The sequence below is a fragment of the Paenibacillus sp. FSL R7-0302 genome (assembly GCF_038006885.1).
Classification (GTDB): domain Bacteria; phylum Bacillota; class Bacilli; order Paenibacillales; family Paenibacillaceae; genus Paenibacillus_AQ.
The window spans coordinates 305,101-319,108 of sequence record NZ_JBBOWB010000001.1; the positions used below are offsets into that span (position 1 = coordinate 305,101).

A 14,008-nucleotide genomic window follows, 5' to 3' on the forward strand; every position below is an offset into this window, starting at 1 on the left:
CTGAACAAAAAAGAAGAACAATCTATCGCTGCATCGAATAAGGTCTGCAACTAAATACATGAGAGGAGAGAAGTAAATTGGAGTTTCCAAATCATTCTAAAGGTCACCTGTACGAGCAGTATATCCGAATGCTGCATTTGAACGAATTATATACAGAACATGAAATTAACATGTTTCGGGAGCAAGCCCAGAAGCTTCAGATTGATATGCTCTCCAATAATATTACCAGTGTGCACGTTATTGATTGCATTGGTGATCATGAGCCAATCAACCATACCGGAATTACCAAAAGAATGAATTTGTCTAAAGCAAGTATTACAAATATTAGTTCAAAGTTATTGGAGATGGGCTTCATTGTGAGAAATCAAATGAACAACAACCGGAAGGAAAGTTATTTCACTCTAACGGATAAGGGAAGACAGGTATATCAACTGCACCAAAAGATGCATCAAGAGAAAGAAGAGAGCTTTTACCAGTTCATTGACTCTTATTCAGAGACTGAGTTACAGACGATCGGGAAATTCATGGGTGATCTGTTGGCGCGTGCTGAAAAATACTACGCAAGGGAAGGATCGGAGAATGAGGACACTACAGATTGAAATGGAAGGAAGCATCGGCTGATGAAGAAGAAAAACCCGGACATGTCCGAATTACAGCAGATTGCCAGGGAGAAAAGGAAGGTTCAATTCTATCTCAGATTGATGTTGGGATTAGGTTCAACCTGTGGTGTAATGGTACCGATTGAACCCTTTTTTACAACTTTAAATGAGCTTTCCGCTCAAGAGGCCGCACTTATACAACAACAAGCAAAGGATCAATCAGATCAATCGGAATGAACAGGAAGAAAATGAATATTGGGAAAAAGAGAAGCGGCCTTCAAAAAAGAGGGACGCTTCATTTTTTATGATTATAATTCCTCAGCATAAAATGCTTTGGATACGGCCTCTGTGGCTTTATCAATAAAAGCTGCAACCTTACCCGGGCTTTCCTTCAGACCGCTACTGACCCACTTTTTAATAATGGCTATACTGCCATGAGCGGTGAACGTATACCAGGACTCAAATAATTGCGGATCAAAATATTTTAATTCCTGCTTCCATCGCTCAATCGTTAGATCGTGACTGATATAAAGGATTCTTTCTAATAGTTCTTTATCGCCATGCTCAGAGAACAGAACCTCACATATCGTTTTATTCGCTTTTATATACTTACATAATTCATAAGATAGCTTTTGAGGATTGGACGAACTCATCCCAACTTGCTTAATGTCTTCGTAAAGATCATTTTCGATCGTCGAAAGAAGCTCGAACTGATTAGCATAGTGTGAATAAAAGGTGTTGCGGTTAATATTTGCTTCACTGCAAATGTCGGTCACGGTAACTTTATTAATAGACCGCTCTGTCAGCAGCTTCAACAGGCTTTCTTTGATAACCATTTTTGTATATCTGACCCGGTGATCTGTTTTTTTGTCTGACATCGTATCCTCCTAATTTAAAATAATAAAATAGTAAATGAACAAATCTAATATGAATTGTATAATAACTAACATAATCCAAACGAACAGTCTGTTGTTTAACTAACATAATGATATTATAATTTATTTAAACATTCGATTCAAATTAAATTAATTGGAGGAAGAAAATGGGTAGTATAACTGTAGTGCCTGTATGGGTTATTCAAGACATTCTTGTCTTAATTGCTGCTGTCCTAATGGTGTTCTATATCCTTGATAAGGAAACACATCCCAAAACGGTTTTACTGCAATTTATAGGTTTTGTATTTTTTTACGCCGCCGTTTTTGAAATTACTGCTTCATCGCTTGGGGAAGGTTTCTACGCCTATGGGCGGAGTATTTTAATGTTATTTAATATCCCTATTACTGTGCCTATTATTGAATTTCTGATCATTTATTCCACCTTGCGTGTGCTAAAGTCTGTAAATATACCGTCCTGGACGAAACCGTTTATTACGGGATTAAGTGCGATGGTGTTTGACTTTTCACTCGACCCGGTGGCCGTTAAACAGATTTTTGAGACCATGGATGGAACCATTGCAAGATGGACTTATTATCCGCTGGCCGGTGAACCTCAAATTTATGGGGAACCCGTGATGAATTTTACAGGATGGATTTATATCGCGGGATATTGGACCGTCTTTATTCTAATTGGTGAATGGTGGCATAAAAAGAAAGGCTATAGTAAAACCGTGGGTTATATCTATCCGTTCCTGGCGGCCCTTGCGTCATTGGCTTGTATGTTCTCCCCATTATCCAACTTCTTTAATTACATGGGGCCGTTCTTCGCCAGAGAATCTAATATGCAATGGGTGATGTTGATTGCACTTTCTGTCATTACAATCGGAGTTTTAGCATTAGCTTTCACCAAGTTCTGGGACCGGAAGGCTAACTATTCAATCACTCCCAAAAAAGATTTTCCGATCATGTTTACTTTCGTAGGGTTCCCGCTGGTTAACACTATATTTTGCCTCATAGGAGGTTTCACAGAAGTGTTGTGGCTGGTCGTTCTGGCTCAGATCGTATTAATGGTAGCCTGGATCGGAATTTATAGGATGGGTAAAAAAGCGAGTCCAATCGTGAGGTAGTTAAAAAAACACCGCCAGGCTTTAGACTCTTTGTCTAAAGCTGGTGGTGTTTTGCTGCTATCTTCGTTAAGGCAGCACATTCCCGGCTGCGCGGTAAATCTCGTACCATTCCTCGTGGCTGAGGGCGATGTCGGTTACTCCTTTGTCGGCTCAAACAACGGTAGGATATACTTTGTAATCAATTCAATTCTGTCCTTCGCACGCGGCATGAAACGCGAAGCAATCGTAACTACGATTTTCTTGTCGGGATTTACGTAAATCGCATTTCCGCCGTCGCCCAAAGCCGCATAACAACCTTGTCCCTCATTGTTAACAATCCACCATAAATACCCGTAAGGTAACTCTCCCCATCGGCTGTTTTCTTGGGTACTGTCCTTGATCCATTTTGCGGATAGCATTCGCTTGCCGTTCCACAAACCTTCATTTAGGTATAGCTGACCGATCTTTGCCATATCCAAGGGGGTTAAGGTAAGTCCCCAACCGGCGGTGCTCGTCCCTTTGGGATCTATGATCCAACCATTAACAAATTTATCTTTGAGGAACGCCAAATACTCTTCTTTACAATGTATATTCGCATTAGGGGGCGCTTTGATCCCCAGTGGTTCAAACAGATTTTCTGTGGCAAAATCAAGTACAGATTGGCCGGTTGCATTGGTGAGGATTCCCGACAGGACCTGTAGGCCGATTGTGGAATACTTGAATCCTCCAGGATCGTCCTTGCCACCCAACAAGTCCAGTGCAGCTTTGGTCCAGTCCTCGCTGGTATAGACCTTTGTATATGGCTCCGACTTGTATTTATACGGTGCGGTCATTGTCAGTATATTTTTTATTGTGATATTCTGTATCGTTTTTTCACCGCGTTTGACCGTGTAATCAGGAAAAAATTCCAATACTTTCTGGTCAATGCTTTTAATATAGCCTTTGTCTATGGCAATGCCGATCAGTGCAGACACAACGCTCTTCGTCACCGATGCAATATGGATCGGATCGTCAGCGGTGTAGCCGTCAAAATAGCCTTCATATACCTTTTCGCTGCCGAGCAGTACTACAATACCAGCAATATTACCATACTCTGTTTTAATCAGATTCTCGAAATCTAGAATTCTGTTATTCATACTTGTTCTCCTTCTAAACAATAAGTACATCGATGTCTGTGAAAAGCGTATTATGATATAAATTTTTTTGCAAGAGCCTATTATAAAACTTGCTTGAAGCCCTGGGTGCAAATACAAAAAGACCCGCAAATCCCTTTCTAAAGGGGAGATTTGCGGGTCTTTCATACAGATGGTCTGGTTTAAGGCAGCACATTCCCGGCTGCGCGGTAAATCTCATACCATTCCTCGCGGCTGAGGGTGATGCTTGAGGCCTTGGCGATGTCGAGCAGGCGGGCAGTGTTGGTGGTGCCGACAATCGGCTGCATCTTAGCCGGATGGCGAAGCAGCCAGGCGGTCGCAATGGCGGTATCGGTTACCTCTTTTTCTGCGGCGAGACGGTTAATCACTTCATTCACCTTAGGGAACTTCTCGTTGCCGAGGAATACGCCCTCGAAGAAGCCGTACTGGAACGGCGACCATGGCTGGATGGTCATATCGTGCAGGCGGCTGTACTCCAGGATGCCGCCATCGTGGACTACAGAACCGGAATTCGTCATGTTGACGTTGAAGCCGGCATCAATCATGCCGGTAACCATGATGCTGAGCTGAAGCTGGTTGAACAGAAGGGGCTGCTTGACGTTCTTCTTGAGCAGCTCAATCTGCAGCGGGTTCTGATTGCTGACGCCGAAATGCTTGACCAGCCCTCTGCGCTCCAGATCATCGAAGGCTTCGGCTACTTCTTCCGGCTCCATCAAGGTGTCAGGACGGTGGAGGAGCAGGACATCTACATAATCGGTCTGCAGCCGCTTCAGGCTATTCTCTACTGAACTGACAATATGCTCCTTGGAGAAGTCGAAGAAGCCATTCCTGATGCCGCATTTGGCCTGAATCATCAGCCGGTCGCGCATGCCGGGATTTGCAGCCAGTACATCCCCGAATACTTCCTCCGCTTTGCCGCCGGCATAAATATCTGCATGGTCAAAAAAGTCTATGCCGACCTCAAGGGCGCTGTGGATATGGACTTCAGCCTCTTTGGGAGACAAGTCAGCGATCCGCATACAGCCGAGTGAAATCTCGGACACCTCAAGTGTACCGTTAGCCACATTAATTCTTTTTACCATTAATTATTCACTCCTTAAATGAAGGTATAGTGTAAGCTTAGACCTTAGAGTTAGGTGTAAGTCAATAGAATCATAGAGTGGCTGTTCATAGAAACGGTTTGGTGTTACCTTTACATATAGGTGAAGCCGGCAACGGCTGGCAGAGAGGAGCTTGTACGGATGGGATACAGTATCAAAACCATAGCACAAAAAAGCGGACTGAGCCAATATACGCTGCGTTACTACGAACGGGAGGGTGTATTGCCGGTTGTGGCAAGGGATGTGAACGGTAACCGTTGCTTCAATGACGAGGATCTGGAGCTGATCTCGCTAATCTGCTGCCTGAAGGATACCGGAATGGCTATAGCGGACATTAAGCAATTCATTGCGTTCTCGCAGGAAGGCAGGGACCGTCTGCCCGACCAGCGCAAGCTGCTGCAGGAGCATAAACAGCATATCGATGAGAAGATTAAGTTCTTTCAGAGCTTTGCCCGGAAGATTGACCATAAGATTGCTTATTTTGCTTCAATGGAGAATGAAGCGGAAGCCTCTGGAAATCATAAAACCAGCTGAAAGTCAGTTAACTGCATCTAAGTTGTAATCCTGCACTGGGAACTAGCGTGAACTTGGGATAGAATAAGAGCCAGATTCACCGAAAGAAGATGAAGGAGGATCATATAATGTCAGGCAATGAACCGAGTCTGGATTGGCTAAGCGATGTATCTGTATTTAAGGTGAACCGGTTGGAAGCGCATTCGGACCACCGCTATTATAGAACGATGGAGGAAGCGGAGAGACAAGCCCCCATGGCGCTGCGCCACTCGCTCAACGGAGACTGGAAATTCAGTTATGCAGTGAATGTGGCAGCCCGTGTGCAGAATTTCTATAAGACGGAATATGATACGAGAGGCTGGGGGGACATCCAGGTGCCGGGTCATATTCAGCTTCAGGGGTACGGCAGGCCTCAATATGCGAATACGATGTACCCTTGGGACGGTCTGGATGCTGTAAGACCGCCGGAGATTCCGGTGAGCAGTAATACAGTGGGCAGCTACGTGAAGTTTTTTGAGGTGCCGGAGAATATGGGGGAGGGACCGGTCTTTATTTCTTTTCAGGGGGTAGAGGCGGCTTGTTATGTCTGGTTGAACGGGCACTTCGTCGGCTACAGTGAAGACAGCTTCACCCCTGCGGAATTTGAATTGACACCCTATCTGCAGGAAGGAGCCAATAAGCTCGCGGTTGAGGTCTATCAGCGCTGTACGGGGAGCTGGCTGGAGGATCAGGATTTCTGGCGGTTCTCGGGGATTTTTCGTGAGGTGTATTTGTATACGGTTCCTGAGCTGCATGTACAGGATCTGCGGATTCAGGCGGGGCTGGATGCTTCCTATGAGCAGGGCAGGTTAACGGCTGAACTTCGCATGGCGTCAGAGGCCGAAGCTGTGATCCGAATGGAGCTGAAGGATGCGGCCGGGACTGTGGTGGCAAAAGCAGAAGGACGGGCAGTGGCGGGCAAGGCGGCTCTGAGTATGGATGCAGGCAAGGTGTTCCTGTGGAGCGCGGAGAATCCGTACCTGTATAACGTCTGTATCTCTGTATGTAATGGCGAAGGGAAACTGGTGGAGGCGATTGTGCAGCGGGCGGGCTTCCGCGTGTTCGAGCTGAAGGACAAGCTGATGCTGCTGAACGGCCAACGGATCATGTTCAAAGGCGTCAACCGCCATGAGTTCAACCCCCGTACAGGACGGAACATTTCCAAGGAAGATATGATCAAGGATATCATCATCCTGAAGCAGAATAATATCAACGCAGTGCGGACCTCGCATTATCCAAATCAGACGCTCTGGTATGAGCTGTGCGATGAATACGGGGTGTATGTGATTGATGAGATGAATCTGGAATCCCATGGCTCTTGGCAGAAGATGGGCGCCGTTGAGCCATCCTGGAACATCCCCGGGGATAAGCCGGAGTGGGAGGGGATTGTCATGGACCGGGCGGTGTCGATGCTGGAGCGCGATAAAAATCATCCGTCGATCCTGATCTGGTCCTGCGGCAATGAATCCTATGCGGGTGAGGTTATTCTGAAGGTGTCCCATTACTTCCGCAAGGCTGATCGTGGACGGCTGGTGCATTATGAAGGGGTCTTCCATAACCGCAAATATAATGACAGCAGCGATATGGAGAGCCGGATGTATGCCAAGCCTGCCGATATTATAGAATATCTGGAGAGCCAGCCGGATAAGCCGTATATCAGCTGTGAGTACATGCATGCTATGGGTAATTCGGTCGGGGGACTTCATAAATATATTGAGCTGGAGAGCCGGTATCCGCTGTATCAGGGCGGCTTCATCTGGGATTACATCGATCAGGCGCTGGTGGCCAAGGACAGGTACGGTGAAGAGTATCTGGCGTATGGCGGGGATTTCGACGACCGGCCGACGGACTACAGCTTCTGCGGCAACGGGATCGTTTTCGCGGACCGGACCCTCACGCCGAAGATGCAGGAGGTGAAGTTCCTCTATCAGAACATCCGGCTCGTTCCTGAACGGGACGCCGTGACGGTGATTAACGGCAATCTGTTCGAGGGAACGGAGCGGCTATTGCTGGAGTACCGGTTATTACGGGAGGGACGGGAGATCTTCAAGAGGCAGCAGGATGTTAACGTGGCCGCGCAGGAGGAATCACAGATTCCGCTGGAACTGCCGGATGTATCCACAGCTCCAGGGGAGTACACGCTGGCGGTAAGTCTGGTGCTGAAGGAAGCTGAACTATGGGCCGATTCCGGGTTCGAGACCGCTTATGGAGAGCATGTGTTCCACGTAGAAGCAGCCGGGGTAACGGCAGGCGGGAAAAAGGCACTGCTGCCTGCGTCCGGGGAGTTCGGCGTCATTGAAGGGGATGTAAACATCGGAATCACCGGACGCGGCTTCTCCGCCCTGTTCTCCAAGCAGGCCGGCTCCCTGGTGTCGCTCTGCTACGGTGGGCATGAGATGATTGCGACTCCGCCGGCTCCATTGTTCTGGCGGGCCACCACCGACAATGATAAAGGGACCGCGCTGGGGTACCATGCCGGCGGCTGGTTCGCGGCCAGTCTGGCCCGCCAGTGTACGGCGGTCAGCCTGCACACCGAAGCAGACCGGGCTAAGGTCAGCTTCGACTATGCCTTCAGCATCAGCAGTGAGCTGAAGGCAAGCATTGAATACACGGTCCATGCCGACGGCAGCGTCCGTGTCCGGATGGTCTACACCGGAGCAGACGGCTTGCCGGATGTGCCGGTAGTGGCGGTATTCTTCCGGATGCCGGCAGACTACGAGGCCACCGAGTGGTATGCCCGCGGACCGGAAGAGAACTACAGTGACCGCGCACATGGAGCGCGGCTCACCCGCTTCCGGCGTAAGGTGACGGAGCTGCCGTCACCGTATCTGGTGCCGCAGGAATCCGGCAACCGGACGGGCGTCCGTGAGGTGAGCATCACGGACAGCCGGGGGTATGGGCTGCAGGTTCAGGCGGCTGCGGGACAGCCGCTGGAATGTACGCTGTCACCGTATACAGCGTTCGAGCTGGAGCAGGCAGCACATGCTTATGAGCTGCCTAAGGTGCACTACACGGTTGTCACCCTCGCGGCACAGCAGATGGGTGTGGGCGGGGATGACAGCTGGGGGGCGCCGGTGCATCCGGAATACCGGATCGCAGCCGGTCAGCGGCTGGAATTCGAGTTCACGCTGACGGCGGCATTGCCGGAGGCGTAATAATCACTAAGTAAACAGGCCATCAGCGTATCCTTCGCTGATGGCCTGTGTCATGAGAAGCGCTGCCGGTATTCGCGCGGTGACAACCCCTCCAGCTTCATGAAGCTGGAGCTGAAGTAGGAGGATTGGTTGAAGCCGACCTCTCCGGCAATCCGGGAGATCGGGAAGCTGGTCTGCATCAGCAGCAGCTTGCTCTGTCCGATACGGTAGCGGAGCAGATATTCCATGGGTGAACAGCCATATACCTTGTTCATGCAACGGGCAATATAGACCGGATGGAAGTTGAGGCTGTCTCCCAGCATGGCGGTTGTAATCTCTTCACGGTAGTGGGTGCGGAGATAGGAGGCGGCCTGCTCGGCACATAGGGTGGTTTGAGAGCTGCGGTGCTCCGGGTTCACAGAAGCGGCCAGCTGCTGCAGGAGATCCTGGAAGAGGAGCTGCTGCCGGAAGCGGACGGCTTCGAGGTGGGCGGTGGCCTGCAATTGCGTGAGCTGCTCCAATACCTCGTAAGCTCTGTCCGGCAGAAGTAAGTTAACAAACTGCGATAACACCAGATTGAAGGAGCTGATATCGAATAGAGAAGCGGGAAGCTCTCCTGAAGTCTCAGTCAGATTGCCGGAAGCGGACCCTGTCACCGATAAGGCGGGCAGGTCATGGAAGGTCTGAAAGTGGAGCCAATAATAGGCCGTATCCTCCTTGCAGCCTTCGGTTCCAAAGTGGTGGCAGTCGGGGCGAAGGATCAGGGCATCGCCTGCCTTCACGGTGAAGCGCTGCTCCTCCTCGCCGATATACAGGCATCCCTGCTGGACAATGAGCAAGTCAAATACCTTGATCTGCTGGCGGCTCCGGTGCTGATAGCCGGGCTGGCAGTGATTGAGGCCGCTGGCTATATAATGCGGCAGGGGAGGGATGCGGAACAGAAGCGGGTTCATGGGCTGGCCTCCTGAAGAAAGTTTGGATATTGAAAGTTTAGGTTGGAGAATTAGTACATTTCCCAGAGTATATCACCTATAATTTATTACAGGCAAGTTTAAATCGTAAGGCTATAGATAGGTCCAGCGCGACCACCCGAATTCCCCCGGATTCTTCTCCTTAAGGAGTACTCCGGGGGCTTATTTGCGTTGAACTTGCGATTACTGCACAAATGTATGATAAGTGCACAGTGAGGTTAGCCGTAAAGTACAGGAATATCCCGAAGCTTCACTGTTCAGCCGCTGGAGGCTTCTTCTATACTCAGGTCATACATTGGATTCCACGAAGCCGCAGGGGCCATCAAGGCCCAAGGACAGAGGCTTCGAACCCAGTGACGCGGCAACTTATCTATAGGCATAGGAGAGTGAAGGCTTTGAGACACCGCAAACGCAAGACCGGGATACCGCTAGTCACCCAGCTTCCATTGAAGGGAACGGGCGGGCTGTCCCCGCAGCTTGAGTCCGGCACCCGGAAGACAAGGAAGAAGGGCTTCGTGCATGAGCTGGTCCATAACCGGATTCTGTTCCTGATGCTGCTGCCTACGCTGTTGTTCTTTCTAATTAACTCGTATTTTCCGATGGTCGGGGTCTATTATGCGTTCACGCAGTTTGATTTCAATTCCGGGCTGTTCGATGCTCCCTTCGTGGGGCTGAAGAACTTTGAATTCCTCTGGAAATCCGGCACGCTGGTGAAGCTGACGCTCAATACGATCGGCTACAATCTGGCTTTTATTTTACTCGGAAATGTGCTGGCGATTATCTGTGCGATTCTGCTCAGCGAGCTGCGGGTGAAGTGGTTCAAGAAGCTGACCCAGTCGGTCATGTTCCTGCCGTACTTCGTATCGTTCGTTATCTTAAGCGTTATCGTCTACAATGTGTTCAATTATGATAACGGTTTCTTGAATACGCTGCTGACGCAGTTCGGGGCGAATCCTGTGGATGTCTATAATAATCCGGTCATCTGGATTTTCCTGATCATTCTCTTTTATCTCTGGAAAAATCTCGGCTACAGCATGGTCATCTACCTGGCCTCCATCACGGGCATCAGCGAGGAATATTATGAAGCGGCCAAAATTGACGGTGCCCACATTTTTCAGCGGATCTGGTATATCACGGTGCCGATGCTGAAATCAACCTTCGTCATGCTGCTGCTGTTCTCGCTGGGGAGTATTATGAAGGGGCAGTTTGACCTCTTTTACCAGCTGATTGGCAATAACGGGGTGCTGTACAATACAACGGATATTCTGGATACGTACGTGTTCCGCTCGCTCAAGGTGACCTTCGATGTCGGGATGGCAACGGCGGCCGGCCTGTACCAATCGCTGTTCGGCTTCTTCCTGATCATGACGGTCAACTATATCATCCGTAAAATAAATGACGATTACGCCTTGTTCTAGGTTGTGCGGAACCTGCTGCGGAAGGAGAGAAAGAGCATGCAAATCAAAGACGACTCGTACACCAGGCTACTCCAGGGAGTGGCTTACACGGTAATTATACTGGGCTCCTTAGCCTGTCTGATTCCGTTCCTGCTGATTATTTCGGCTTCCTTGACGGCTAATGAGTCCATCATCAAGGATGGTTATCATTTCATCCCGGCGCAGTTCTCGCTGGAGGGCTACAAGACGGTATTCACCTTCCCTGATGAGGTGCTGCGGGCATATGGGGTGACGCTGTTCACAACGGTGACGGGGACGACGCTGGGACTGTTCTTCATGACGATGGCCGGATATGTGCTGGCCCGCAAGGATTTCAAATACCGCAATACCTTCTCGTTCTATATTTACTTCACGACTCTGTTCGGCGGGGGGCTGGTGCCCTGGTACATTATGATCACTAAGTATCTGCATCTGACCGACTCTTATGGGGCGCTGATTTTTCCGGGGCTGATGACACCGTTCCTGATTATTCTGATGAAGAATTTCATCCGCTCGGCGGTGCCGGAGGAGCTGTTCGAATCGGCCAAGATTGACGGGGCGGGGGATTTCAAAATATACTGGCGCATTGTGCTGCAGCTCTCGATGCCCGGAATTGCTACGGTAGGCCTGTTCCTTGCGCTGGCTTACTGGAACGACTGGTTCTCCTCGTCGCTGTTCATTAATGATCCGCATAAGTATCAGCTGCAGTTCCACTTGTACAATGTCATCAACTCGGCCTCCTTCATCGCCAATATGGGCGCGGGAACCGGGGTCAGCTTAGGCAGTGATCTGCCTACAGAATCTACCAAGATGGCGATGGCGATTGTGGTCACGGGGCCGATTCTGTTCCTGTATCCGTTCATCCAGCGTTATTTCGTGAAGGGGCTGACGATCGGAGCGGTCAAAGGTTAGAACCGGCTGGCAGATTGTTCCTTACCGTACATCTGCTATATCGGCTAACATAGAGTCACACACAAGGATGGTATGCTTCCGGGGAGAGAACTGCACGAGGGCATCGGGGAAGCGTGGGCTTACAACAAATTCTAGGAGGGTTCATTCATGAGAAAGAAAGCAGGCAGACGATCTTTGGTTACGCTTACAACGGGATTGCTCGCTCTATCGCTCCTGGCCGGCTGCGGCGGGGGAAACCACGGCAACACTGGCAGCGCCGGTAATACTGGAAAAGACGGAAATCCCGGCACTCCGGCTGCTTCAGAGGGAGCTGCCCCGGCAGCGGATACCGGGATCGACACCTCGAAGAAGGTGGAGCTGCAATTCTATATGCTCGGCGATGCTCCTAAGGATCTTCCGGCCATCCAGGCGGAGGTTAACAAAATGGCTGAAGCGGACCTGAACGCCACGGTGAAGTTCAACTTCACCAGCTGGACGGACTGGGATCAGAAGTATAAGCTGCTGCTGTCCTCCGGGCAGGCGATAGATCTGATTTTTACAGCGGACTGGACGCAATATCAATCCTATGCGAAGCGCGGTGCCTTCCTGGCACTGGATGATCTGCTGCCGAAGGCGGCTCCCGAGCTGCAGAAGTTCGTCCCTGAGAAAATGTGGGAGGATGTTAAGGTTGACGGTAAAATCTACACGGTTCCGGCGACCTTCAAGGAGTATGTAACCAACGGGTTCGTCTACCGCGAGGATCTGCGCAAGAAATACAATCTCCCGGAGCCCAAGGACTTGGCCAGCTATGAGGCTTACATGGACGGCATTGTCAAAAACGAGCCGGATATGATGCCGATGTCCCTCAACAGCGATGTGGGCAACAATCTCCATTATATCTATACGGAGCTGCATAAAATGGTCGGCGCGCTGCCGTACGGCATGGGTGTGAAATATGATTCTCCGTCCACGGTCTACTCCTACTGGGGCTCCGAGGAGCAAAAAGAAGAGCTGAAGATGATGAAGCGCTGGGCCGATAAAGGCTTCATTCCAAAGAATGTGCTGAATATTAAGGATACGATGCAGGACCCGGTCACTTCAGGTAAAGCGGCCAGCATGTTCGGGGACAATCCTAACCGGTTCAATGATATGAAGATGAAGATCAGCACGACTCATCCGGATTGGGAGCTGGCGTATTCTCCATTCGGCTTAACCACCGGCTATGCGACCCCTGTACATCCGATTCACAACGGGTTCGCTATTCCGAAGAGCAGCAAGAACCCGGAGCGGGCGCTTGCCTTCTATCAGAAGATGGTGCTCGACAAACGGTATAATCAGCTGACGCAATACGGCATTGAAGGCAAGAACTACACGGTAGAAGACGGCTATTATAAGCTGGTCGGCACCAGTACCTCCAATGGATTCACCCGTGAGGGCATGAACGGCTGGGCGTGGAGAAATCCGGAGTTCATGCTGTTTGACAAGGGATTTGACGGGGTCAAGGCGATCTTTGATGAGCTGGATAAAATCCAGAAGCCGGACCTGTTCCTGGGCTTCGCCGAGGACTACAGCTCTTATCAGGCAGAGAAGGCTGCGCTTGAGCAGGTAGAGAAGCAGTACCTGTTCCCGCTGGAGGCCGGACTGGTGGATGATGTGGATAAGGGCCTGGAGACCTTCATGCAGAAGGCCAAGCAGGCGGGCCTGGAGAAGATTCAGGCGGAGTGGACTAAGCAGTGGGAGGCTTATGTGGCGGAGAAAGGTCTTAAGTAGATGAGGGGAGCCCCGGGAGCCGTATGGCTTTTGGGGCTTTTTGTGTGCCCGAGGGTGCTGGGGTGGGGCTGGAGCCGAAGTTGGTGCTGGAGTGGCGATGGCGCTTGGGTGGACGCTCCGAAAACGGAATGATGTTCCGATCGCTGTTGTGTCCGGATTTTTATTTATTCTACCTTAGCGGTGAAAATCCGGACACAAAGGCGAACGCTCCGCTTCTCCACATTCATTCCGTTTTCTCCGCTGTTTAAGCGTTAGGCGCAACCGGAGCGCAACTGCGGAGGCTGCGTCAGCCCTACGGCCTCCGGGGCAGGAGGGAAGAGCAGAAAAGCCCGTCTCCACGAGTCTGGAGACGGGCTGGTGTTCCACAAAAGCGCGAACTGCAACGCAAGGCGTAAAGAATGGCTTGGTGTTCCACCAAAG

The 14,008-nt window shown here is 50.3% G+C and carries 12 protein-coding genes; 8 read left to right on the forward strand and 4 right to left on the reverse strand.

Going from position 1 to position 14,008, the window contains the following annotated elements:
- Positions 1-77: 77 nt before the first annotated feature.
- Together MKY96_RS01380 and MKY96_RS01385 are read left to right on the forward strand one after the other, a co-directional pair.
- On the forward strand, positions 78-599 hold the full coding sequence (locus MKY96_RS01380; protein WP_340938079.1) for a MarR family transcriptional regulator: 522 nt from the start codon (positions 78-80) through the stop codon (positions 597-599).
- Between the two features lie 21 nt (positions 600-620).
- The gene (locus MKY96_RS01385; protein WP_340938080.1) at positions 621-836 is read left to right on the forward strand and encodes a hypothetical protein; all 216 of its coding nucleotides are present in this window, start codon (positions 621-623) and stop codon (positions 834-836) included.
- 71 nt (positions 837-907) lie between these two features.
- On the opposite strand, the gene MKY96_RS01390 is transcribed toward MKY96_RS01385, so the two are convergent.
- Positions 908-1,477, reverse strand: a complete 570-nt coding sequence (locus tag MKY96_RS01390) for a TetR/AcrR family transcriptional regulator (protein WP_340938081.1) — start codon at positions 1,475-1,477, stop codon at positions 908-910.
- A 164-nt stretch (positions 1,478-1,641) separates the two neighbouring features.
- Here MKY96_RS01390 and MKY96_RS01395 point away from each other — a divergent pair, with 164 nt between their 5' ends.
- The gene (locus tag MKY96_RS01395) at positions 1,642-2,601 is read left to right on the forward strand and encodes a carotenoid biosynthesis protein (RefSeq protein ID WP_340938082.1); all 960 of its coding nucleotides are present in this window, start codon (positions 1,642-1,644) and stop codon (positions 2,599-2,601) included.
- Positions 2,602-2,735: 134 nt separating this feature from the next.
- Here the strand turns inward: MKY96_RS01395 and MKY96_RS01400 are convergent, their stop codons facing one another.
- Both MKY96_RS01400 and MKY96_RS01405 read right to left on the reverse strand, forming a co-directional pair.
- A complete protein-coding gene (locus tag MKY96_RS01400; RefSeq protein WP_340938083.1) occupies positions 2,736-3,716 on the reverse strand; it encodes a serine hydrolase domain-containing protein in 981 nt (326 codons plus the stop codon).
- 179 nt (positions 3,717-3,895) lie between these two features.
- Positions 3,896-4,816, reverse strand: coding sequence for an aldo/keto reductase (locus tag MKY96_RS01405; RefSeq protein WP_340938084.1), 921 nt, complete (start codon positions 4,814-4,816; stop codon positions 3,896-3,898).
- 159 nt (positions 4,817-4,975) lie between these two features.
- On the opposite strand from MKY96_RS01405, the gene MKY96_RS01410 reads away from it, so the two are divergent.
- Positions 4,976-5,368: a MerR family transcriptional regulator gene (locus tag MKY96_RS01410; RefSeq protein WP_340938085.1), complete on the forward strand. Its 393-nt coding sequence runs from the start codon at positions 4,976-4,978 to the stop codon at positions 5,366-5,368.
- Between the two features lie 107 nt (positions 5,369-5,475).
- Positions 5,476-8,541, forward strand: coding sequence for a glycoside hydrolase family 2 TIM barrel-domain containing protein (locus MKY96_RS01415; protein WP_340938086.1), 3,066 nt, complete (start codon positions 5,476-5,478; stop codon positions 8,539-8,541).
- A 50-nt stretch (positions 8,542-8,591) separates the two neighbouring features.
- Here the strand turns inward: MKY96_RS01415 and MKY96_RS01420 are convergent, their stop codons facing one another.
- On the reverse strand, positions 8,592-9,473 hold the full coding sequence (locus MKY96_RS01420) for an AraC family transcriptional regulator (protein WP_340938088.1): 882 nt from the start codon (positions 9,471-9,473) through the stop codon (positions 8,592-8,594).
- Between the two features lie 569 nt (positions 9,474-10,042).
- Here MKY96_RS01420 and MKY96_RS01425 point away from each other — a divergent pair.
- The 3 genes from MKY96_RS01425 (at position 10,043) to MKY96_RS01435 (ending at position 13,588) form a co-directional block, all read left to right on the forward strand.
- Positions 10,043-10,909, forward strand: coding sequence for an ABC transporter permease (locus MKY96_RS01425; protein WP_235192047.1), 867 nt, complete (start codon positions 10,043-10,045; stop codon positions 10,907-10,909).
- Between the two features lie 36 nt (positions 10,910-10,945).
- Positions 10,946-11,839: a carbohydrate ABC transporter permease gene (locus MKY96_RS01430; protein ID WP_036700398.1), complete on the forward strand. Its 894-nt coding sequence runs from the start codon at positions 10,946-10,948 to the stop codon at positions 11,837-11,839.
- Positions 11,840-11,986: 147 nt separating this feature from the next.
- Positions 11,987-13,588, forward strand: a complete 1,602-nt coding sequence (locus MKY96_RS01435; protein ID WP_340938089.1) for an extracellular solute-binding protein — start codon at positions 11,987-11,989, stop codon at positions 13,586-13,588.
- Positions 13,589-14,008 lie beyond the last annotated feature (420 nt).